This is a genomic window from Halorubrum tibetense (assembly GCF_055396225.1).
The window spans coordinates 2,297,080-2,318,054 of sequence record NZ_AP043742.1; the positions used below are offsets into that span (position 1 = coordinate 2,297,080).

The following is a 20,975-nucleotide window of genomic DNA, read 5'->3' on the forward strand; positions in this document are numbered from 1 at the left end:
GGCGGCGGCCCGGGCGGTTCACCCGCCGAACAGCGTCCGCGCAGCGGCGACGACGCGGTACCCGACGCCGTAGCCGAAAAGCGCCGGCGGGAGCCCACCGACGAGGGTTCGAATCGGTGTCGTTCCGTGGACGGTCCACACGCCGAGGCACAGCAGAACGGTCGCGTACGCGCCACAGACGAGTCGAAGCTCGGGGATCGGCGGCCCGGCAAGCGCCATCGGGGCGCTCGCGTACGCGACCACCTGGACCGTCTCGCTCACACCGGCCCGATCCCGCGTGGTGAGCCCCCAGCCCCTGCCCCCGTCGCCGTCGCCGTCGCCGTCGCGCTCGACACTCGCGACGATCATCGAAACCGTCGCGACCGCCGCGGTCAGGTGGAGGCCGACCGGCGCGGCGAGCGCCGCCACGACCAGCACGACCACGACGGCCGAGAGAACGACCGACTCCGCGATCGGGGGAACGACGCCTGGGTCAGCGACGATCCACCCGATCGCGTATGCCGCGGCCACGACGGCGGCGAACGTTAGCGCGGGCGCTTGGTCGCCGGGCGAGGTCCCGTTCGCGAAGAACCGCCGCGGCCGGATCAGCACCTCGACCCACGCGCGAACCAACCCGCGCGGGCCCCGGGCACGCCCGCCCTCCGGGTCGGTGGTCCAATGCGTCACAGCCGTTCTTGGTGTCGCCTGAATAACGGGGTTCCGGTTTCTATCGATGGCGACGTCGACCGCGCAGCGTTCAGTCCAGCGCCCGGTCGGCCCCGCCGCACTCGTCCTACCAGCCGACGCTCACCGTACGGCCTGCTACCCGCCGTTATCTAGACTGATACCCGGCGGGTAAACCCTTATATCCAGCCACCCGGACACAACCACGAATGCAGCCGTTCCGAACCGACGATCGAGCGTTCACGCCGGCCGCGGGGACCGGCGTCCTCGTCGGCGTCGTCGTGTTGTTGCTCGCCGTCGTCGGTGCCGCCGTGTTCGGGCTCATTGATGGGGTTGCACCGCCGGACGCCGAGTTCGATGTCGACCACGAGGACGGCGAACTCGTGATCGTCGCGCTCGGTCCCGATCCGATCCCGGCCGAGGAGCTGTACGTCCGCGGCGAGGACCCGAACGACGAGGTGGTTTTCGGCGGGTGGCCGGCGGACGGCGTCGTCCATCCGGGCGACCGGATAACGGTCCCGGAAGCGACCGGGAACGAGGAGATCGAGATCGTCTGGGAGCCCGTGGCGTTCGCGAGAAGCGAGACGCTCGCGAGCTACGGCGAGGACGACATCGACACGAGCGGGTGGGACGAGGCCGACCCGCTCGACTCCGACCCGTTCGGGTGACCGGCCTCCGCCCCTCCGATCCGGAAGGTGATCCCTCAGTCGAGCGAGACTCGCTCGCCGCGTTCGTCCGACCGTTCCACCGCGTCGAGGACGCGCTGGACCTCGTACGCCTCGGTGAACGAGGGCGAGAACGGTTCGCCCGACTCGACCGCCGAGAGGAACTCGTAGTTCTCGTGGACGAACGTGTGCTCCCAGCCGAGCACGTGGCCGGGCGGCCACCAGTGGTCGACGTACGGGTCCGACTCGTCGGTGACGAGCACGGTCTCGTAGCCGCGATTCCCCGTGCGGAGCAGCTCCAGCTCATTGAGACGTTCAAGCGAGAACCGGAGGCTTCCCGCAGTCCCGTGGATCTCGACCGTGTGGTCGTTCTTGTGTCCGGTCGCGACCCGTGAGGCCTCCAGACTCCCCGTCGCGCCGGACTCGTACTCGATCTGTGCCGTGTAGGCGTCGTCGACCGTGACGTCGCGGTACTCCGACACCGTCCCCTCGTCGTCGAGGACCGGCCGCTCGTCGACGAACGTCTTCAGGTGGCCGGACACCGTCTCGACGCCGCCGACTCGGTCACCGACGAGGAAGTTCAGGAGGTCGACCGTGTGCGCGCCGAGGTCGCCCAGCGCGCCCGACCCGGCGAGGTCGGCATCCATCCGCCACGCCCAGGGGGCGTCGGGGTCGACGAGCCAGTCCTGGAGGTACCGCCCGCGGACCTGTCGGATCTCGCCCAGCTCGCCGTCGGCGATCAGCGACTTGGCGTACCGGATCGCGGGAACGAACCGGTAGTTGAACGCGCAGCCCGCGGGCACCTCGGCAGCGGCCGCCGCGTCCCGCATCGTCGCCGCCGTCTCCAGCGTCGGCGCGAGCGGCTTCTCACAGAGGACGGGGACGCCCGCTTCCAGAGCCGCGATGGACGGTTCGGCGTGGACGTGGTTCGGCCCGAGGTTGTAGAAGACGTCGACCTCGTCGATCGCGTCGGCCCAGTCGGTCGCCGTGTGGGTGAAGCCGAACCGGTCCGCGGCGTCCGCGAGGGCCGCCTCGTCGCGGCCGACGAGCGTGTGCCGCTCGACGTCGGGCGCGTCCGGGAAGAACATCGGGAGCCGTGCCAGCGCGTTCGAGTGGGCCTTGCCCATGAACCGGTACCCCAGCACGCCGACCCGCAGTGGTGTGTCAGTCATCGGGATCACTCCGCCCAGTAGGCGTCGCCCGGTTCGGTCTCGAAGACGGCCCGGGAGAGCAGGTCGACCGCCTTCTCCAACCCCTCGCGCGAGGAGGTGAGCGAGTCCTCGTGTTCGATCGAGAGCGCCCCCTCGTACCCGACCATCCGGAGGGTGGAGACGACGTCCTTCCAGTGTCCCTCGCCGTGGCCGTAGCCGATCGAACGGAACAGCCACGAGCGGTCGGCCTCCTCGGTGTACCCTGTCGTGTCGAGTACGCCCTTGACCCGCGCGTTCGACTCGTACACCTTCGTGTCCTTCGCGTGGACGTGGTGGATCGCGTCGTGCTCGCCCAGGAAGCGGATCGCCTCGGTGACGTCGATCCCCTGCCAGTAGAGGTGTGACGGGTCGAAGTTCGTGCCGACGCGCTCGTTCGTGGCCTCGCGCAGGGCGAGCAGTCCGGTCGGCTCGTACACGAGCATGTTCGGGTGCATCTCGATCGCGAGATCGACGCCGTGGTCGTCGGCGTGGGCGGCGAGCTCGCGCCAGTACGGGATCGCGACCTCGTCCCACTGGTAGTCGAGCGCGTCCGCGTGCTCGGTCGGCCACGGCGCGGTGACCCAGTTCGGCGTCGTGTCGCCCGGCGCGCCCGCCGGCAACCCGGAGAAACAGGTGACCGTGTCGACGCCGAGCTGGTCGGCCAGTTCGACGGCCTCCCGGAGCTCGCGGTCGGCCTTGTCGGCCCGCTCCTCGTCCGGGTGGAGCGGGTTGTTGTGTGTCGCTAGCGCGGAGATACGGAGGTCGTGCTCCGCTAGCAGTTCGTCGAGTTCCGCCTGGGCCCGCTCGTCGTCGAGGTAGTCGCCACGGTCGAGATGGCCCTGTCCGGGCCAGCCGCCGACACCGAGCTCGACGGCGTCGACGCCGAGACCCGAGAGGTACGCGAACGCCTCCTCGATCGACTGGTCCCCCAGCGGGACGGTGAGTACGCCGATGTCCATATCGACGTATCCTCACAGCCCCCGAATAAGTGTTCAGGATACGGCGGGGGTCTTGCCAGCGTGTTGGGCCCCCGGATCCTCTTGTGGACCACCTGCAACATGAACACGTACCGGGATTTTTATGTAACTACGCGGAACGATTCGGCCATGCGATTCGGGGAGGCACTCACGGAGGCGCTGAAGTACCACGCGGTAGCCGTCGTTCCGACCCTTATCGGGTTCGTCATCGCGTTCGCCGCGCTGTGGGTCGGGGTGTTGACGCCGCTCCTTGACGCGGTCGCCGGGGTGACGGCCCAGCCGGAGCTCGCGTTGGAGCGCGCGCTCGGAGCCGAGTACAACTTCGTCGTTGCCGGCGTCGGCGTGATTATCGGGATCGCCGTGCGCCGTGTGGGCAGGACGACACTCCTCTTTCGAACGCACGGGAACGCGGTCGTCGAGGAGGTCGATCGGGAGGTGATCCCGGAAGCGCTCGTCAATGCTCCAGGCTCGGCCGGCGGTGTCGGTACCGGAGCGGACGCCTCGGACCCGTACGCGTCCGCGGCCGACGCCGACGGTTCGGCGACGGACGACGACCGTGGCTCCGGCGTGATCGACGACCGCACCGGAACCAACGAGCCGATCGGTGGGGACGACGCGGAGACCGACGACGACGGCGATGACCGCATCCGCGAAGACGGCGCCCACGACGACGACGGTGTGGTGTCGGGAGCGGACGGTGACGACGCGGACGAGCGGGTCGGTGACGACGCCGACAGTATGACGGAGGGCCCAGACAATATGACGGAGGGGCCAGACAACGCGATGGACGACGCCGACGAGCCGAGAGGCGATGACGTCGACGAGCCGAGAGGAGACGACGCCGGACGCCCCGAACGGGACGACCGGTAGTCGGAGACGCTCCGGGTGTCGATCGTCCGACGACCGATCACGGTCGGATCGGACCGGCGGTCCGGCCGATTCCGGCAACCGAACCACATGAGGTTTTAACGGGTGGAGCGTGTATGACACGTATGGGAATCCTCTCGCGCGCCTCCTACGTCATCCGCTCGAAGGTGAACGCCCTCCTCAATCGGGCGGAGGACCCCACGGAGACGCTCGATTACTCGTACGAACAGATGCGTGACGAGCTCCAAGACGTCAAACAGGGGATCGCGGACCTCACGACCCAGAAGAAGCGTCTGGAGATCCAAAAACGCAAGCTCGAGGAGAACGTCGAGAAGCACAACCGGCAGGCCCGCGAGGCCGTCCAGCAGGACCGTGACGACCTTGCACGCAAGGCTCTCGAAAAGAAGAAATCGAAGATGAGCCAGATCGAGGAGCTGGAAGGCCAGATAGCGGAGCTCAACAACACTCAAGAGCAGCTCGTCGACAAGAAGAACGAGCTGCAGAACCGGATCGAGGAGTTCCGAACGAAGAAGGAGACGATGAAGGCCCGCTACGAGGCCGCCGAAGCCTCTTCGCGCGTCAGCGAGGCGATGACGGGCGTCGGCGACGAGATGGAGGACGTGAGCCGCTCCATCGAACGGGCCGAAGAACGCACCGAGGAGATGGAGGCACGGGCCGAGGCGATGGACGAGCTTCAGGACAGCGGCGCGTTCGAGGACGCGCTCTCGGACAAAGACGACATCGACCGCGAGCTCGACGGGCTCACCACCAACAGCGAGGTCGACGCGGAGCTGGAGACGCTGAAAGGCGAGCTCGGGAAGGCCGAGGCCCCCGCCGAGGACGCGAACGGGGAGTCCGCGACCGACGAGGAGATCGACGCGGAGCTCGACGACCTCCAGGCCGACCTCGACGAGTCCGATCTCGAAGCCGACCTCGACGAGGAGATCGACGTCGAAACGGGCGTCGAGGCGGACGTGGAGCTGGAAGAGTCGGAAGTGGACGCCGACGAACCGCGGAACTGACCCGGATACCTCCCTCCGGGCCGACGAACCGACCGGTTTTCCGCCGCCCGTCGCCGCGACGACGCACCGATCCGGTTAGCCGTGAGTGTATCCCCGGTCGGGGAGCGGGTCGCCGTCGGCGGTGACGCCGGCTTCCGGTTCCGTAACGGTTCCCACCCGCGTGAGTCCCGCCGGGCAGGCGTCCCGCAGCCGGTCGACTGCCGCCGGCGGGACCGTACACACGAGCTCGAAGTCCTCGCCGAAGTGGACGGCCATCTCGAACCGATCGGTCGCCTCGTCGCCCGATCCGCCGACTGGGCTCTCACCACTCGCGTCGGTCGTCTCCCCGCTCGTCTCGGCGACCGCCGGATGGACCGGGAGGGCGTCGCGGTCGACGCTGAAGCCGACATCGCTTGCTTCCGCGAGCTGGTGAAGTGACCGTGCGAGTCCGTCGGAGGAGTCCATCATTGCCGTCGCGTCAGCGGCGAGCGCTCGGCCGTCCGCGACCCGCGGCGTGAACCGGAACAGCTCGTTCGCGCGTTCGACGGCCGCGTCGGTTTCGCGGTCGAACAGCCGGAGGGCCGCTGCCGACCGGCCTAGCCGGCCGGTGACACAGAGGGCATCCCCGGGCTCCGCGCCGGAGCGGAACACCGGACCCGCGTCCGTGACGGACCCGATCGCGGTCGTCGCCGTGGTGAACTCCGTGTGGGTGTCGAGATCGCCGCCAACGTACTCGGCGTCGACCGACTCACAGACGTCGACCGCGCCGGCGACGAACTCGTCGAGCTCGGTCGGGTCGAACGCGTCGTCGGCGTAGACGGCGACCGCCGCGGTCGCCTCGGCACCCATCGCCGCCACGTCGGAGAGCGACGCGCCGACCGACCGCCATCCTGCGGTGTACCGTGCCGTTCCCGGTGGAAAGTCGGTCCGCTCGTGGAGCATGTCCGTCGTGATGACGGTGTCGCCGACGACGGCCGCGTCGTCGCCCGCGTGTGGCAAGTCCGCCGCGAGCCGTCGGAGGGCGTCGCGCTCGTTCACACGTGGTCGTACGGATGCGGACCGATTTATATGGGTAGGTCCGATCGGTCGTCGCGTGGCAGTCCGTGTGTCTCGTTGACGTAGACCATATAAAGACGCTTAAGACATTAACTAATATTATCATTATCAATCATTATGTTTATTACCGGTGTTCCCGACGCACCGAGTGCAATGTCAGTACCCGTACGCGGACACGCAGCAACACGACCCACGGATCGTTCGATCACCAGACGACCGCCACAACCACCCACACCGGATGACACCTGAAGACACCACGAACGCGGACACGACGAACCGACAGCAAACTGACGACACGACGCCTGAGGGTACGACGCCCGACGGGACCGGCCGATCCGAAACGGATCGACCATCGACCGACAGTTCTCCACGACCGATCCCCGGCCGCACGCCGATCACCGAGGAAGCCGGTGCGCCCATCGTCCCGATGTTCCCGGCGGCCACGGACGCCACGAACGACCCTCTAGCGACCACCTTCGAAAAAGCGCAGCGTCCGACGCGCCCGCCGACGACGGAGGAGCAGGACGCGCCGCTGGTTCCCGACCTTCGCCCGACCCGTCGTGCGGCAACCGACGGGGGGGCCCGATGACGGCCGTTCCGATGGCGGGAACCGGTGACGGGCCGCGACCCGACCCGACGACGTTCACGCCCAGCGCGAGCGACCGCCGCGACGATACGAAGACGGAGTGACTTCGATGTATCCCAACGAACTCGACGACGACGTGTATACCAGAGATATCGACAACCCGGCAGGCAGGCAGCTCCGCGAGCGCTTCGACGAGCAGGAGTACACGTTCGCACCCGGGATCTACCACGCGCTCGACGCCCGCCTTGCGGAGATGGCCGGGCTGGACGCCGCGTACATGAGCGGCTACTCGACGGTGCTCGGCCAGTTCGGCTTCCCCGACCTAGAGATGGTCACGATGACCGAGATGGTCGAGAACGCCAAACGCATGGTCGAGGCGACGAACCTGCCGATCATCGCCGACTGCGACACCGGCTACGGCGGCGTCCACAACGTCCGCCGTGCGGTCCGCGAGTACGAGAAGGCCGGCGTGGCCGCCGTCCACATCGAGGACCAGACCTCGCCGAAACGCTGTGGCCACATCGCCGGCAAACAGATCGTTTCCCGCGAGCAGGCCCGATCCCGGTTCGAGGCCGCGGTCGACGCCAAACAGAGCGAGGACACGGTGATCATCGCGCGAACCGACGCCTACGGGTCGGCCAACGGCGACTGGGAGGAACACCTCGAACGCGGGCGGATCTACGCCGACGCCGGCGTCGACCTCGTCTGGCCCGAGATGCCCGACCCGTCCCGCGAGGACGCGATCGAATACGCGGAGACGATCCACGAGACGCACCCGGACCTGGATCTGGCGTTCAACTACTCCTCCTCGTTCGAGTGGGGCGCACAGGACGACCCGCTGACGTTCGAGGAGCTCGGCGACCTGGGCTACCAGTACATCTTCATCACGCTGTACGGGCTCCACTCCGGGGCGCACGCGGCGTACGAGGACTTCGCCGCCATCGCCGAGAACGACGAGCAAGCGCAGTTCGACCTCGAAGAGCGCTACATCGGCCACGAGACAGAGAGCCACCACGAGCTCTCCTTCGTCCCGCGGTACCAGGAGACCGAAGCCGAGTTCGATCCCGAGGCCAAGAAGCGCCAGGAGGAGTCGGCAGGCTTCACCGAGGACGAGAGCGACCCGATCACCGCGGACGGCTCCGCCGGGGGGGACGACTGATGTCCGGCGGATCCGCCGAGACCGAGCCAACGAGCGAGGAGGCGGACACCGAGACGACGAACGAGTCTCCCGAATCCGACCCGACAGCGGTGACGCTCCGTCGGAGCCAGCTCGCGACGCCGGGGTCCGACCCGGAGATGATCGCGCGTGCGCCGGACTCCGGGGCCGACGAGGCCTTCCTCGATCTGGAGGACTCCGTCGCCCCCTCGGAGAAGATCGACGCACGCGAGAACGTGATCGAGGGATTGATCGAGTACGACTGGTCCGACACCCGCCCGTGCTACCGGATGAACGGCGTCGATACCCGGTGGTTCTACGACGACGTGATCGAGGTCGTCGGCCAGGCCGGCGAGTACCTCGATACGATCATGGTGCCGATGGCGAACAACCCCGAGACGGTCGCCACCGTCGACAACCTGCTGACGCAGGTGGAACGGAACTCCGGCCTCCCGATCGGCGACATCGGCCTTCAGGCACAGATCGAATCGCCGGAAGCCATGACGAAAGTCGCCGACATCGCCCGCGCGTCGGACCGGCTCGAATCGCTCGTGTTCGGTCCCGGCGATTACACCGCGAACGTCGGTGCGGCCGGGCTCACGATCGGTTCCGGAGGCGGGTACCCCGGCCACTACTGGCACTACCAGCTGGCCCGCATCGCCCACGCCGCGAAGGCACAGGGGCTGCAGGTGATCGACGGTCCGTACGCCGAGATCGAGGACACCGAGGGGTTCCGCGACTCCTGTCGGTGGGCGAGCCAGCTCGGCTGTGACGGTAAGTGGGCGATCCATCCGAGCCAGATCGGCCCCGCCAACGAGACGTTCGCTCCCTCGCGTGAGGAGGCCGAGAAAGCCCGACGGATCGTCGACGCCTACGCGGAGGCGAAAGCCGAGGGCCGCGGGGCCGTGAGCGTCGACGGCGAGATGGTCGACGAAGCGACCGACAAGATGGCGCGCGGCATCGTCGCCCGCGCGGAGCGCGCCGGGATACTGTAGGTCGTCGAAGACCCCTCACGGGCTCGGGGTCACTCTGCAAGTCGGGGAGCATCCGGCGGGAGACCGCCGCCCGAGAGCGGCGGAGTTTTCCCGCTCCCGCCCGCGTCCCCGGTATGGACGACGACCTCATCGATGAGACCGGGCGGCCGCGGTCACGGTACACCCGACTCCCCGGCACGGGCTTCTTTTATCCGGACTCGCTGGACGACGAGCGGGCCGAGCGGCGCGCACGCGAGGCGATCGAGGGCAGCGAGGCGGTCGTGGTCGCCGACGGCGACGCCGACGGGCTCGCCTGCGCCGCAATGATCCGCGAGACCCGAGACGCCGCGCTCGACGTCGAGCCGTTCGAGGCCGCGATCGCGGATCGGCTGGAAGCGGACGACGACGTGACGGACGACGGCACGACCGATGACGGAGCGTCCGGCGACGAGGAGGACCCGAGCGGGGACGACCCGACGGCGGACGCACACACGCAGTCACCGGTCGGGCTGGTGTCGGCGGGACCGTACTCGCTCGACACCGCGCTCGAACGGGTCGTCGCGTACGCCGACGACGGGATCGACCTGTACGTCTGTGACCTCTGTCCGGACGAGTTCGAGCCGATCGCCGATCAGCTCGAGTCGCTCGCGGCGTCGACCGCGTCGATCCGCTGGTTCGACCACCATCAGTGGGACGAGTCGGTGGCTGCGGCCGTGCGCGAGGCCGGCGTCGACCTCACGGTCGGCGAGTCCGACGAGGAGTGTACCGCCGACGTGGCGCTCCGCTCGCTCCCGTACGACTTCGACGATCGGTGGTCCGAGCTGGCGACGGTCACCCGCGACCACGACCTCTGGATCAAGGAGGACCCGCGGTCCGACGACCTCGCCGATTACTCCTACTGGGCCGCCAGCGAGGAGTACGCGGCCGTGATCGGCGCGTACGGGGCCGACCTCCCCGACACCGTCCTCGAGTACGTCGCCTCCCGCCGGGAGGAGAAACGGGCGCGGATCGACCTAGCGGTCGAGCATGCCGTGACCCACGAGGTCGGTGAGTGGACCGTCGCCGTCACGTACGGGCGATGCTCACAGAACGAGGTGGCAGAGCGACTCCGCGAGGAGGGTGCCGACGCCGCCGTGATCGTCAAGCCCGCCGGCTCCGCCTCGATCCGCGGATCGGACGGGTTCCAGCACGCACACGAGGTCGCCGGCATGGTGAACGGCGGCGGTCACCCGCAGGCGGCCGGCTGTAAGCCGGACATCTACGACGACATGCTGGATTACGCCCAACACTGGACGACCGAGGGACAGGCCTGTAAGCGCGTGATACTGGCGGCATTCGAGGCGGTCGCCGCCGACGTCGCGGACGACGGGGACGCGGTCGCCGACGACGATCAGTGAGCGGTTGCTGACACGTCGTCGAGTAATCGGCAACTCCTTATAAGCCGTCGTCGCGTTCGTCGCGGACGTTTTATAAACCGCCATCGCGGCGCTGTGGATTGCGTATCAATCAATTCTCCAAGGTCGGTAGAGTGGCCGCGGTTCCACGGTCGGAACGGACGGCGTGGATCGCTACGCGTCGCACGGATGACGGGGGGCGCTGCGGGTACCCGATCCAAGCATGTGTCCTTATAAATAGAAACCGCTGCGAGAGAACCGGGACCTTACGACGACGTCGGTGACATGCTGATGTTCAGGCTCTTCTGGACCAGCTGCGTGAACGCCATCGAGCAGAAGAAGTACCAGACGATCCACATCTGGATCGGCCCGATGATCCCCGTGTCCCAGGTGACCGTCCCGGCGAACGGAACGACGAGTTCCTGTGCCGCGATCGCCGGGTATGCAGCCTCTGCGCCGCGGTATCCGACCACCCAGAACATCCAGAGGAACGCGGGGATGGTGAGGAACATGATCCACACCATCGGGCGGAACTGCTCTTTGAACATCCCGAGCTGGTCGCCCATCGCCTCCATCTGCTCCTCTTGGATCGCGTCGAGCGCCTCGTCGTCGTCACGCTCTTTCGCCTCCTTTCGTCGCTCTTGGATGTCCTTCATCCGGTCCTGATACACGCTCATCTTCTCCATGTCCATCAGGCCGGCCCGCAGCAGCGTCGAGTACAGGCCGGTCGCGAGCGCGAGGACCATGATAACGACGTAAAACGGGACGATCCCCATCAGCGGCCCGAACACGAGGTCGATCGCGCCGGCGATCACGTCGCGAACCGGGGCGACCGCGTACCCGACGAACGCGCCGAGCGTCGCGACCAGCGCCAGCTTGTCCCACTTCGTCCACGAGGTGGTCTCCGGCGTCTCGAAGTCGCCGCCGCTCGTGAGGTCGTCGTCCTCCTCGAGCCCCTCCTCGATCCCGTCACGGTCCGCGATCGCGAACCCGGTCTCGCCGTCGACGAGGACCTCCTTCTCGATGAGTCGGCCCCACTGGCCGCTCGTTATCTCGTCGCGGACGTCGACCCACTTCACCTCGTCGTCCTCGGCACGATCGAGGACGACTTCGAGGGCGTCCCGCATCTCGCCGTCCTCGCGGACGAGCGCACGGACCCGCCGTTCGACCTTGCTCATTACGACCCGTTTGGACTCGGACGGTTAAGAACCTTGTAGGATCGCCGCTCGGACCTGTCGAGTCGGTCCTGAACACGGCGAAGCGACCGATTACGTCTCGACAACGTCGGTTATCCGGTCGAACACGTCCTCGGGGGACGCCTCGCCGTCGACCTCGACGAGGTCGCCCCGCTCGCGGAAGTGCTCGATGACGGGCTCCGTGTTCTCGCGATACACCCGGAGCCGCTCGCGGACGGTCTCCTCTTCGTCGTCCTCGCGTTGGACCAGCCGCTCCTGGATCGTCTCGTCGTCGGGCCAGTCGTACTCGACGTGGTAGATGTCGCCGGTCTCGGGGTCCATCCGCCGGCCGGTGAGCCGGCTCACCAGCTCCTCCTCGTCGACGTCGAGGAAGACGACGGCGTCGAGGTCGGTGATATCCGAGAGGAACTCAGCCTGTTCGAGGTTCCGGGGATACCCGTCGAGCACGAAGCCGTCCGCGTCCGACAGTGCGGCCTCGACGATCTCGTTGACGACCGGGTCGGGGACGAGCTCGCCCGCCTCCATGAACGATCGAGGGGTCCCGAACTCGGTCTCCATGTCCTTGTTCGCGCGAAGCGCGTCGCCGGTCGTGACGTGGTCGACCTCGTACTCCTCGGCCAGCTTCTTGCTCTGTGTTCCTTTGCCCGCGCCGGGTGCACCCAACAGAAGGATACGGTGACTCATATTCGAGCGCTCGCCCGCCGCACGTAAAGCCTTGAAGATACGCGCCGCGGACTGCCGGGGGATCCGAACGGACGGAACCGGACGGAGAGAGGAGACGAAACGGAGCTGCCGAGTCGGGTCGATCGGAGCGAGGCAGCCAACTCGGGGCGATCGAAGCGGGGAAGCCAACTCGGGGCGATCGGCTTTCACTCCCCGTCGTTCAACCGGAGCGCCATCTCCAGCTCGAAGCTCTCGGCGTTGGAGGTCTCGAAGCCGATCTTCTCGTACAAGCCGACGGCCGCGCGGTTCCACCGCTCCACAGTGAGCCACACCTTCTCGATGCCCGCCGCCTGTCCGTGTCCGAGCAACACTCGAATGAGGTGGGTGCCGATTCCGGCGCGCTGGTACGTCTGATGGACGAAGATCGCGAGCTCGTAGGCGTCGTCGTCGGGGACGAGCGTCGCGTGGCCGGCGGCGTCCTCACCACACCAGGCGATCACGTTGAGACAATCGTCGTCGAGGATCGCGTCGAGCCACTCGCGGATCCGCGACTCGCCGCCGGGCGGGATCCCCTGCGCGCGGTCGGCTGGATCGAAGGAGTCGTACATCGAAACGAGCGCCTCGTAGGCGTCCACGGACCCGTCGTACGCGCGCACCTCGATCTCCCGCTCCTCCCGGTCGGCGAAGGTGACCGGCGGCGTCGGGAACCCCTCGGTGACCGCTTCCGGATACCGTCGATCGCTCATCTGACCAGCGTGACCGACGTCTTGGCGTTCAGCAGGACGAACTCCGCGATCGGCCCGATCGTGATCTTCCCCATCGGACTGGTGTGGCCGCCACCGAGTACGATCTCGTCGAACGCCTCGCGCTCGGCGATCTCGACCAGCCGACTGCCGGGATCCCCGTCGACGTGCCGAACCTCCGCCTCGATCCCGGCGTCGGCGACCGCCTCCTCGGCCCGGTCGATCACATCCGCCGGGTCCGTCGACGAGTCCGGATTCTCGACGACTGCGATGGTGAGGTCGTCGTCCGCGACCGCCGCGCGCTCGACCGTTCGGTCGAGCGCGCGAAACGAGTCGTCGCTGCCGCCGATCCCACAGAGCACCTTCATATAGCGCCCCTCACGGCCCGGGGAGAAAAGCGTTCGGCGACCGCACGGACAACCCTTTTATTCACACGACGAATGGGGCTGAACATGAACGACTCCTCCGGTCCTCCCACGGACGTCCCGGGCAGCGACGATCCGACTGGACCGGATGACACCGAGGAGGCCGAGGACGCCCCGCATGGAACGGGCGGGAGCACCGCCGGGAGCGACGAGGTCAACGACACCGCCGACGGACCGTCAGAAACCGAGGAGCTCCCGCCAGACGTCCGGAAGTACGAACGGTTCAAGAAGATGGACGGGGCGCGATACGAGCGCGTCAACGAGTTCCTGCGCGACCGCACTTACATCACGGCCCGAGAGTGGGCGATCGCGCGCTTGTGTGCCGACTTCCGCACGGAAACGGGCGTCGAGATGACGAAGATCGGCGAGAACCTCCCCGAGCTCGTCCCCTTTATGACCGACACGTACACGCCACAGGCGGTCAACCAGGCCCGGTACTCTTTCGAGGAGAAGGTGACCAAGTCGGGGGCGACGTTCCTCTACGGTGCGATGTCCGGCTTCTTCACCGCGGAGGACTTAGACGAGATGATGTACGAGGTGACGGAGATCGCGAAGTTCCTCCTCGAAGTCGAGGGCGTCGACCTCGCTGTCGCCGACGAGCTGGAGGCGGAAGACCGGATCTCGGCGGTGATGCGGGAGGTACGTGAGTCGTCGGCCGACCTCCGCGGCGAGGAAGTGCGCTGCCCGGAGTGTGGACACGTCCATGAGCCGACGGAGGAGTGACCGTGGCCTCAAACGATGGGGACGGCCTCCTCGATGCTATCTCCGACGCGGCGCTCGTCATCGACTCGTCCGGCACGGTGCGCGCCGGCAACGGTCACGTCGAGTCCGTGTTCGGCGAACCGAGCGAGGCGGTCGTGGGACGATCGGTCGACGAGTTGCTCGTCGAACCGGACGCGTCGACGGGATTCCGCTGGGAGGCGTACCTCGCCAACCCGACCGCGGTGTCGATCACCGACGGCCCGGACCTCCACGCCCGTCGCCGCGGGACGGAAGGAACGGGGGTCCCAGTCCGGGTCGGACTCACGCCGGTCGACCGCGACGACGACGTCGCGGTGGTCGCGACGGCGGTCGATTTCAGCCGCGAGCGGGCACGGACCGCGGAGCTTCACCGCCGGACCGAGACGCTCGCGGCGCTCCATGGCGCGACACAGGAGCTGTTGAAGACGACGGATCGCGAGGCCGCTGCGGAGGCGGCCATCGAGTACATTGACGACGTGCTCGGCCTCGCTATCGCCGCGATCTGGCTCTACGACGAAGACCGGGACGCCCTCGAACCGGTCGCGTGGACCGACGCCTCCGACGAGCTGATCGGGGACCACCCGACGTACGCCGCATCGGCGGACAGCCTCTCGTGGGAGGCGTTCGAGACCGGCGAGCCACGGTACGTGCCGGACACCCACGAGGACTCGGACCGCCACAACCCCGACACGCCGATCCGGAGCGAGTTGATCCTCCCGCTGGGGCGGTACGGCGTCCTGAATATCGGCGCGACGGCGCGGGACGCGCTCGACCCGTCCGATCGGACGGTCGCGCGCTTGTGGGCAGCCAGCGTCACCATGGTGTTCGTACGGATCGAGCGCGAGCGGCAGCTTCGCGCACGCGAGGCCGATGTCTCCCGTGAGCGCGACCGGCTCGAGGAGTTCGCGAGCCTCGTCTCACACGACCTGCGCACACCGCTCAACGTCGCGGCCGGACACCTCGACATCGCCCGCGAAACCGCCGCGGACGACGAGACGCTGGAGACGGTGGCGACGGCGCTCGACCGGATGGAGGCGATCATCGCCGACCTGCTAACGCTGGCGCGACAGGGTAACGTCGTCGACGACGTCGAGCCGGTCTGCATAGCGACGCTCGTCGCGGAGGTCGCGACGACCGTTGGGATGGCCGATGACCGGCTTCGGGTCGCCGACGACGTGATCGTCCCGGCGGACCGTAGCCGGCTCGCCCAGCTGTTCGAGAACCTGCTGGCGAACGCGCTCAGACACGTCGGCGACGACGTCGTCGTCACCGTTGGCACGCTTCCGGACGGTGACGGGTTCTACGTCGAGGACGACGGGGAGGGGATCGATCCGGATCGTCGCGAGGAAGTGTTCGAGGCGGGCGTAACGACCGACGACGACGGCACTGGCTTCGGACTGAAGATCGTCGCCGAGATCGCCGATGCCCACGGCTGGCGCGTCGATGTAACCGACGGCGAGGACGGGGGTGCGCGCTTCCGTTTCCACGACGTGGGCGGGATCCGCGTCGACGGCGACACTGGTAGCGATGACGGCGACGACGACGGTGATGACGGCGACGACAGCGACTAGATCGGGTCGAACGGCGGAAGCGCGCGCGTCGATAGCCCGTCCGGCGTGGAGAGGACGTCGACGTTCGACCCGCGGTCGACGCCCGGGAGTTCGATATCGATCCGGCCCTGTCCGGTCACCCCGTTCTCCGAGACGTGGGCGATGACACGATACGTTCCGGGCGTCGCCGCGATCCCGCGCAGCTCGATCGCCTCACGGGCCCCGACCGTCCGTTCGCGATCGATCACCGATACTCCGTCGAGCAGCGCCGCCGTCTCGCCGTCGGCCGTCTCGTGTCGGACGACCTCCAGTGTCACCTCGCGGGGGCGGTCGAGGGCGTTACAGAGGCGGACACCGAGCGGGGCGTCGACGCTTCCGTCGTCGGGGCCATCCCCCTCGATTCGATCGCGTTCCACCGACAACCGGATCGTCTCCTCGGGAGTTACGCGGTACGGGACGGGTCGCGAGTACAGCTCGCCGACCGACCGCTCGCCGTTCCGTTCGTGAGAGACCGTCCCGGCGTGCTGTGCCGTAACGTGGTAGCCGTCGCCGGCCTCGTAGTCGAACGTCGCAGTCGTCGTCAGGTCCAGCTCCGTGGCACCCTTCCGAACGTGTTCGTTGTGCGTTCGGACCTCCTCGACGGCCGCCACGTACTCCACGACCGACGACTCCGTGAGCGACGCCGGGCGATCCGGCGGGTCGCGTTCCGCAAGGGACGGGCTCCCGGCACCGATCCGCTCGACGCAACCGCTCCCGGCGACGACGCCGGCGACGCTGCCGACCCCGACGGCAGCCCTGACCGACCTCGCGAGGAACCCGCGTCTGTCCATGCGTGGACGCTTGCGCGAGGCGAGCATAAGAACGGGGAAGACACAAAGAGCCGTTTTCGTTACCCGTCCCGCTCGGTCCGGACGCGAGCGACGAGCGGATCAGTCGTCGGCGACCCCGGCGACCCGCCCCTCGTCGTAGCCGGGGACGGTGCCGTCGTCGTTCCAGCCACGGATCTCGTAGTACGCCGATAACGCCTCCTCGAATCCCTCGATATCGTAGGGGAGCGTGTCGTCGGTCCGGTCGAACCCGCGAGCGTTGTTGAACGCGCGCTCCAGCTCGACGATCCGCCCGCCGAGCGCGAGCAGGTCCTCGTAGTCGGCGTCGAGCAGCGCGGCGAGCCGACCGTCGGTGACCGTGCCCCGCGAGAACTTACACACCACCGCCGAGTCGAGCACGGCGTTCCGGTTCTCCTTCGCGACGAGCTTCGGCGGTTTCCCCTCCAGCCCGCTCGGATCGAGCGCTTCGTCCTTCCCGACGAGCGGGTACTCGTACGGGTAGAACTCGCCGTACATGTGGTCCGCGCCGCGGTTCGCGGTCGCGAAGCCGAGCCCCTGTCCGTTGAGCGTGCGGCCGTCGTGACCGGAGAACGGCATTCCCTTTACCGTCCAGTCCGCCGCGCCGAACTCCTCGTGTGCGCGGTGAACACCCTCGGCGAGCTTGTCTCCGACACCCTCCCGGTAGGCGATCTGCTCGACGAGCGAGTGGACCAGCTCGGCGTTGCCGAACTCGTCTTCGGACTCCAAGAACATCGAGACGACGTCGCCACAGGAGATCGTGTCCATCCCGAGGGTGTCACACAGCTCGTTGGCCTGCATCACGTCGACGATGTCGTCGACGCCGGCGTTGCTCCCGAACGCCATCACGGTCTCGAACTCCGGCCCCTCCGTCTCGATCCCGCGGTCCTCGTCCCGGGTCGGGAGCTTACAGGCGAACGCACACTGCGAGCACGTCCCCTTGCGGTACTTCTTCTCCTCGACGCGATCGCCGGAGATACCCGACGCTCCCTCGAAGGAAGTCTCGGAGAAGTAGTAGGACGGGAGCGCGTCGACTTCGTTGGCGAGCTCCGTGACGCTCGAAGTCCCCTGCCGTTTCATGATCGAATCGGAGGTGGCGGCCTCGCGGTGGACGTCACCGGCGTCGTCCGGCCACTCGATGTCGACATCGCTCGCGGCGTCGCCGTCGAAGGTGATCGCCTTGAGGTTTTTCGCGCCGAAGACGGCCCCCAACCCGCCGCGGCCGAACGCCCGGCTGTCGGAGACCATCACGGACGCGAACCGGACCCCGTTCTCGCCGGCGGGACCGATACACGCGACGTGTTCCGCCTCCAGCCCGTGGCTCTCGGCGAACCGGTCGGAGACGGCGGGGACCTCGGCCTCCTCCAGGTCCGGGACCGCCTCGAACTCGACGACCGGGTCGCCGTCGCCGTCCGCCTCGCGGACGTGGACCGCGAGGAGCTCGTCGCTCTCGCCGACGAGCTCGACGGCCCCGTAGCCCGCGCCGGTGAAGTTCCGCGAGAGGAACCCGCCCGCGTTCGACGACAGGAGCCCGTTCGTGAGCGGGGAAACCGTCGTCGCCGCCATTCGGCCGGTGTAAGAAGTCCGCGAGTACTGCATCGGTCCCGTCGAGAGGAACAGCCGGTTCTCCGGCCCGAGGGGGTCGACATCGAACGGGATCCGGTCGTACGCGAGGCGGGTGTTGAGTCCCCGACCGCCGATGTACTCGGCGAGTCGGTCGTCGACCGGCTCGGTCGACACCGTCCGATCCGTCAGGTCGATCGTGAGAAGCGGCCCCTGTGCGTGTCGCATGGGACTACCCTTTACCGGAACGGCGATAAACCTCCGGGTGCCCGCGTCCCTTGCGGTCCCGACAGCGCGGAGCGGGGCGAACCGCGTCGGTCTCGCCTACTCGACAGCGCCGAGCGCCTCGACCGTCTCCTCGAACACCTCGCGGGCGTTGGCGTTCAGGTCCCCCATCACGGCCGTCCGGTCGCGCTGGGCGGCCGCGATCCCGACGACGCCCGCGCCGGCGAGCGGGTCGAACACCGTATCCCCCGGCTCGGAGAAGTGGTCGAGCAACACCTTCACCACCTTCGGCGGCAGCCGGGTCGGGTACTTCGGCATCTCGGTCAGGTAGTTGCGTTTGATATCGAGCGTAGAGAGGTTGGCTTCCCCCTCCTGACAGTGGTCGTACTCGCACTCGTTGGTGTAGTACCACTCGTCACCCTTCACCATCCAGAACAGCTCGTACACGTTGTGTGCGGGGCGTTTCTTACAGTACGGCGCGAAGTTGTACGCCCAGTAGAGCTTCCCCTCCAGCCGCCAGTCGTCGTGATCGAGGACCGTCCGGTGCACCTGATGGCTGTTGTCCCGACCGGAGAACACGATCGCCTGCCCGTCGTCGGCCGTGTTCCGCGCGAGCACGTCGAGCAAGGTGTCGATCTTCGCGGCGTACTCCTCGGCGTCCCACTCGACGTAGCCATCGACGACGCGCGACTCGTCGCGGTTGTAGTTGCTCGCCTTCCCGTCGAACTCCAGCCCGAACGGCGGGTCGGTGATCGCGAGGTCAGCCTCGACGCCCTCCCACTCCGTCATATCGCACAACGAGTAGGACATCCCGGTCGGGGAACCGTCGTCAGTCATCGACTCGCCGAACGACCCCGACACGGAACACTCTCACGGTCCGTCGTCGAACACGCCCGTGATCGATCGGCTTCCCATTCCACTTGGTCGTCCGCCGTCGACCGCACCCCGGCTTCTCTCAGTCGTCCGTCGCCGATCGGGCCGCGACGCGGATCGCGCCGTACGCCGCGCTCGCGAGCGTCGTGACGATCACGACGATGCTCTCGACGACCGACAACGAGGGGAGCCCCCAGCCGCTCTCGTCGTCGCCGGTAGTCCCGTCGTCTCCGGTCCCGTCGTCTCCGGTCCCGCCGTCTTCGGTCCCGTCGGTTCCGTCCGTATCGCCGGCAGTACCGTCGTCGTCGCCCCCCGTTCCGCCGTCGTCGTCACTGCTGGTGGAATCCGACCCCCCGTCCGCGTCGGCCGAACCTGACTCGTCCTCAAACGCCTCGGACACGACCAGCCGAGAGGCGGTCCCGTCGGGGACGAACAGCCCGTTCGGGACCGGAACCGGGCCGTACGCGATATCCGGCGCATCGATGTCGAGCGAGAACCGTTCGAGCCCGTCGTTGAGCCCGAGCGCGACGAACCGACCGGTTCTGGACCCGGTGCTCGCGACGACGTACACGACGTCGTCGACGATGGTCGCGCCGCCAGTTCGTCGCCCTCCCTCGATCGTGTACTCCCACGCGAGCTCCCCGGAGTCGAGGTCGTACACGGCACACCGCACGGGGTCGTCGAGCCCGTCGTCGAGAAGCGCGATACGCCCGTTTCCGACGGCCAACGGGTGATTCGCATCCACTCGCAACTCGGTGGCCCACCGCTCGACCCCGCCCGTCGCGGAGACCAGTCGCAGGTGGCGGTCGGCCTTCACGACGATCCCTTGATCGGTCACCGCAGGCGGGGACAACACGCCGGCGTCGATCGCGTACTCCCACTCGACTTCCCCGTCGAACGAGAGTGCAACGAGCCGTGAGGGGGGAACCTGTCTGTTGGGCACGTTGACGTAGAGGGCGTCGTCGCCGACGGCGACGGTCGGAAGCATGAGGCCCGGTGCGTTGCTCCCGTTCGTACTGAACCGGGCCTCCAAGGACGCCGACCACGTCAACTCGCCGGTCGACGCCTCGAACGCGTACACCGTTCCCTCCGAGTCGGCGACGTACACCGTGCCGTCGTCGACGATCGGAGCCCCCGGCTGACCGCTCACGCCGAGCGACCACCGTTCCTCGCCGTCGTCTCGATCCACCGAAACGACGGCCCCGTCCGTCGTCACGCCGACGACCGAGTCGGGACCGACCGCCGGCGACGCGATGAACGCGTCGTCCGCCCGGTAGGACCACACGCCCGTCCCGGAGACGAGATCGGTGGCGACGAGCGCGTCGTCGCTGCCGGCGTACACCGTGCCGTCGTCGACGACCGGCGCGCTAATCCGGTCGGTTCCGCCGAGCGAGTAGGCGGTTTCCGCGACCGACGTGATCGGGTCGAGCGTCGCCGTCCCCGTGCGCTGCTCCCCGCCGAGTAGGGTCGGCCACGAGAACTCGTCGACGCCCGTCGATCCTGCCGTCGCGGTCAGTGTCCCGCCCGCCGACAACGCCACACTGCTCGCACCGACCCCTGCTGTGAGCCGGAGCAAGTCCCGTCGCGACACGGATCCCGAATTCATTAGTTAGACGATACGT

Annotated in this window: 21 protein-coding genes; 9 read left to right on the forward strand and 12 right to left on the reverse strand. The window is 67.9% G+C overall.

From position 1 onward, the window contains the following. Positions 1 to 18: 18 nt before the first annotated feature. On the reverse strand, positions 19 to 666 hold the full coding sequence (locus tag ACZ5TV_RS11470; RefSeq protein ID WP_464383857.1) for a YIP1 family protein: 648 nt from the start codon (positions 664 to 666) through the stop codon (positions 19 to 21). 206 nt (positions 667 to 872) lie between these two features. Between ACZ5TV_RS11470 and ACZ5TV_RS11475 the strand changes: the two genes are divergently transcribed. Continuing rightward, complete coding sequence (locus ACZ5TV_RS11475) at positions 873 to 1,331, forward strand: type IV pilin domain-containing protein (RefSeq protein WP_379783493.1); 459 nt, start codon at positions 873 to 875, stop codon at positions 1,329 to 1,331. 35 nt (positions 1,332 to 1,366) lie between these two features. Here ACZ5TV_RS11475 and ACZ5TV_RS11480 read toward each other — a convergent pair whose 3' ends face one another. Then, positions 1,367 to 2,500, reverse strand: a complete 1,134-nt coding sequence (locus tag ACZ5TV_RS11480) for a Gfo/Idh/MocA family protein (protein WP_464383858.1) — start codon at positions 2,498 to 2,500, stop codon at positions 1,367 to 1,369. A 5-nt stretch (positions 2,501 to 2,505) separates the two neighbouring features. Next, positions 2,506 to 3,477 (reverse strand): sugar phosphate isomerase/epimerase family protein, encoded by a 972-nt coding sequence (locus ACZ5TV_RS11485; protein ID WP_379778980.1) that lies wholly within the window; start codon positions 3,475 to 3,477, stop codon positions 2,506 to 2,508. A gap of 147 nt (positions 3,478 to 3,624) precedes the next feature. On the opposite strand from ACZ5TV_RS11485, the gene ACZ5TV_RS11490 reads away from it, so the two are divergent. Next, entirely contained in the window at positions 3,625 to 4,365 is a 741-nt protein-coding gene (locus ACZ5TV_RS11490; RefSeq protein ID WP_379778983.1) for a hypothetical protein, read from the forward strand. 122 nt (positions 4,366 to 4,487) lie between these two features. Continuing rightward, a complete protein-coding gene (locus ACZ5TV_RS11495; protein ID WP_379778985.1) occupies positions 4,488 to 5,384 on the forward strand; it encodes a PspA/IM30 family protein in 897 nt (298 codons plus the stop codon). A 75-nt stretch (positions 5,385 to 5,459) separates the two neighbouring features. Here ACZ5TV_RS11495 and thiL read toward each other — a convergent pair whose 3' ends face one another. Then, positions 5,460 to 6,401 (reverse strand): thiamine-phosphate kinase, encoded by a 942-nt coding sequence (thiL, locus tag ACZ5TV_RS11500; protein ID WP_464383859.1) that lies wholly within the window; start codon positions 6,399 to 6,401, stop codon positions 5,460 to 5,462. A gap of 166 nt (positions 6,402 to 6,567) precedes the next feature. Between thiL and ACZ5TV_RS11505 the strand changes: the two genes are divergently transcribed. The 4 genes from ACZ5TV_RS11505 to ACZ5TV_RS11520 all read left to right on the forward strand — a co-directional run bounded on the left by ACZ5TV_RS11505 (position 6,568) and on the right by ACZ5TV_RS11520 (position 10,532). Next, entirely contained in the window at positions 6,568 to 7,008 is a 441-nt protein-coding gene (locus tag ACZ5TV_RS11505; protein ID WP_379778991.1) for a hypothetical protein, read from the forward strand. Positions 7,009 to 7,114: 106 nt separating this feature from the next. Then, positions 7,115 to 8,164 (forward strand): isocitrate lyase/PEP mutase family protein, encoded by a 1,050-nt coding sequence (locus ACZ5TV_RS11510; protein WP_379778994.1) that lies wholly within the window; start codon positions 7,115 to 7,117, stop codon positions 8,162 to 8,164. Positions 8,165 to 8,301: 137 nt separating this feature from the next. Continuing rightward, positions 8,302 to 9,156, forward strand: a complete 855-nt coding sequence (locus ACZ5TV_RS11515; protein WP_464384343.1) for an HpcH/HpaI aldolase/citrate lyase family protein — start codon at positions 8,302 to 8,304, stop codon at positions 9,154 to 9,156. A gap of 113 nt (positions 9,157 to 9,269) precedes the next feature. Beyond that, a complete protein-coding gene (locus ACZ5TV_RS11520; RefSeq protein WP_464383860.1) occupies positions 9,270 to 10,532 on the forward strand; it encodes a DHH family phosphoesterase in 1,263 nt (420 codons plus the stop codon). A 263-nt stretch (positions 10,533 to 10,795) separates the two neighbouring features. Here the strand turns inward: ACZ5TV_RS11520 and ACZ5TV_RS11525 are convergent, their stop codons facing one another. The 4 genes from ACZ5TV_RS11525 to ACZ5TV_RS11540 form a co-directional block, all read right to left on the reverse strand. Then, positions 10,796 to 11,707 carry a DUF106 domain-containing protein gene (locus ACZ5TV_RS11525; RefSeq protein WP_379779000.1) on the reverse strand — a complete coding sequence of 304 codons (912 nt, stop codon included), beginning with the start codon at positions 11,705 to 11,707 and terminating at the stop codon, positions 10,796 to 10,798. Positions 11,708 to 11,797: 90 nt separating this feature from the next. Then, positions 11,798 to 12,409 (reverse strand): adenylate kinase, encoded by a 612-nt coding sequence (locus ACZ5TV_RS11530; protein ID WP_379779002.1) that lies wholly within the window; start codon positions 12,407 to 12,409, stop codon positions 11,798 to 11,800. A 185-nt stretch (positions 12,410 to 12,594) separates the two neighbouring features. Beyond that, entirely contained in the window at positions 12,595 to 13,134 is a 540-nt protein-coding gene (locus ACZ5TV_RS11535) for a GNAT family N-acetyltransferase (RefSeq protein ID WP_379779004.1), read from the reverse strand. Next, positions 13,131 to 13,499 carry a universal stress protein gene (locus ACZ5TV_RS11540; RefSeq protein ID WP_379779006.1) on the reverse strand — a complete coding sequence of 123 codons (369 nt, stop codon included), beginning with the start codon at positions 13,497 to 13,499 and terminating at the stop codon, positions 13,131 to 13,133. The genes ACZ5TV_RS11535 and ACZ5TV_RS11540 overlap by 4 nt, the downstream gene beginning before the upstream one ends. An 84-nt stretch (positions 13,500 to 13,583) precedes the next feature. On the opposite strand from ACZ5TV_RS11540, the gene ACZ5TV_RS11545 reads away from it, so the two are divergent. Both ACZ5TV_RS11545 and ACZ5TV_RS11550 read left to right on the forward strand, forming a co-directional pair. Then, the gene (locus tag ACZ5TV_RS11545; RefSeq protein ID WP_379779008.1) at positions 13,584 to 14,279 is read left to right on the forward strand and encodes a DUF5806 family protein; all 696 of its coding nucleotides are present in this window, start codon (positions 13,584 to 13,586) and stop codon (positions 14,277 to 14,279) included. A gap of 2 nt (positions 14,280 to 14,281) precedes the next feature. Then, complete coding sequence (locus tag ACZ5TV_RS11550) at positions 14,282 to 15,868, forward strand: PAS domain-containing sensor histidine kinase (RefSeq protein ID WP_379779010.1); 1,587 nt, start codon at positions 14,282 to 14,284, stop codon at positions 15,866 to 15,868. On the opposite strand, the gene ACZ5TV_RS11555 is transcribed toward ACZ5TV_RS11550, so the two are convergent. The 4 genes from ACZ5TV_RS11555 to ACZ5TV_RS11570 form a co-directional block, all read right to left on the reverse strand. Then, entirely contained in the window at positions 15,865 to 16,677 is an 813-nt protein-coding gene (locus ACZ5TV_RS11555) for a hypothetical protein (RefSeq protein WP_379779012.1), read from the reverse strand. The genes ACZ5TV_RS11550 and ACZ5TV_RS11555 overlap by 4 nt on opposite strands. Before the next feature lie 99 nt (positions 16,678 to 16,776). Further along, a complete protein-coding gene (locus ACZ5TV_RS11560; protein ID WP_464383861.1) occupies positions 16,777 to 18,483 on the reverse strand; it encodes an aldehyde ferredoxin oxidoreductase family protein in 1,707 nt (568 codons plus the stop codon). A 96-nt stretch (positions 18,484 to 18,579) separates the two neighbouring features. After that, a complete protein-coding gene (locus tag ACZ5TV_RS11565) occupies positions 18,580 to 19,317 on the reverse strand; it encodes a DNA methyltransferase (protein WP_379779016.1) in 738 nt (245 codons plus the stop codon). Between the two features lie 118 nt (positions 19,318 to 19,435). After that, on the reverse strand, positions 19,436 to 20,959 hold the full coding sequence (locus tag ACZ5TV_RS11570) for an outer membrane protein assembly factor BamB family protein (protein WP_379779018.1): 1,524 nt from the start codon (positions 20,957 to 20,959) through the stop codon (positions 19,436 to 19,438). Positions 20,960 to 20,975: the final 16 nt, after the last annotated feature.

Coding starts and splice junctions, on each gene's coding strand:
- ACZ5TV_RS11475 (WP_379783493.1), top strand. CDS start 873: ATGCAGCCGTTCCGAACCGACGATCGAGCGTTCACGCCGGCCGCGGGG.
- ACZ5TV_RS11480 (WP_464383858.1), bottom strand. CDS start 2,500: ATGACTGACACACCACTGCGGGTCGGCGTGCTGGGGTACCGGTTCATG.
- ACZ5TV_RS11485 (WP_379778980.1), bottom strand. CDS start 3,477: ATGGACATCGGCGTACTCACCGTCCCGCTGGGGGACCAGTCGATCGAG.
- ACZ5TV_RS11490 (WP_379778983.1), top strand. CDS start 3,625: ATGCGATTCGGGGAGGCACTCACGGAGGCGCTGAAGTACCACGCGGTA.
- ACZ5TV_RS11495 (WP_379778985.1), top strand. CDS start 4,488: ATGGGAATCCTCTCGCGCGCCTCCTACGTCATCCGCTCGAAGGTGAAC.
- ACZ5TV_RS11510 (WP_379778994.1), top strand. CDS start 7,115: ATGTATCCCAACGAACTCGACGACGACGTGTATACCAGAGATATCGAC.
- ACZ5TV_RS11515 (WP_464384343.1), top strand. CDS start 8,302: ATGATCGCGCGTGCGCCGGACTCCGGGGCCGACGAGGCCTTCCTCGAT.
- ACZ5TV_RS11520 (WP_464383860.1), top strand. CDS start 9,270: ATGGACGACGACCTCATCGATGAGACCGGGCGGCCGCGGTCACGGTAC.
- ACZ5TV_RS11525 (WP_379779000.1), bottom strand. CDS start 11,707: ATGAGCAAGGTCGAACGGCGGGTCCGTGCGCTCGTCCGCGAGGACGGC.
- ACZ5TV_RS11530 (WP_379779002.1), bottom strand. CDS start 12,409: ATGAGTCACCGTATCCTTCTGTTGGGTGCACCCGGCGCGGGCAAAGGA.
- ACZ5TV_RS11535 (WP_379779004.1), bottom strand. CDS start 13,134: ATGAGCGATCGACGGTATCCGGAAGCGGTCACCGAGGGGTTCCCGACG.
- ACZ5TV_RS11540 (WP_379779006.1), bottom strand. CDS start 13,499: ATGAAGGTGCTCTGTGGGATCGGCGGCAGCGACGACTCGTTTCGCGCG.
- ACZ5TV_RS11545 (WP_379779008.1), top strand. CDS start 13,584: ATGAACGACTCCTCCGGTCCTCCCACGGACGTCCCGGGCAGCGACGAT.
- ACZ5TV_RS11555 (WP_379779012.1), bottom strand. CDS start 16,677: ATGGACAGACGCGGGTTCCTCGCGAGGTCGGTCAGGGCTGCCGTCGGG.
- ACZ5TV_RS11560 (WP_464383861.1), bottom strand. CDS start 18,483: ATGCGACACGCACAGGGGCCGCTTCTCACGATCGACCTGACGGATCGG.
- ACZ5TV_RS11565 (WP_379779016.1), bottom strand. CDS start 19,317: ATGACTGACGACGGTTCCCCGACCGGGATGTCCTACTCGTTGTGCGAT.
- ACZ5TV_RS11570 (WP_379779018.1), bottom strand. CDS start 20,959: ATGAATTCGGGATCCGTGTCGCGACGGGACTTGCTCCGGCTCACAGCA.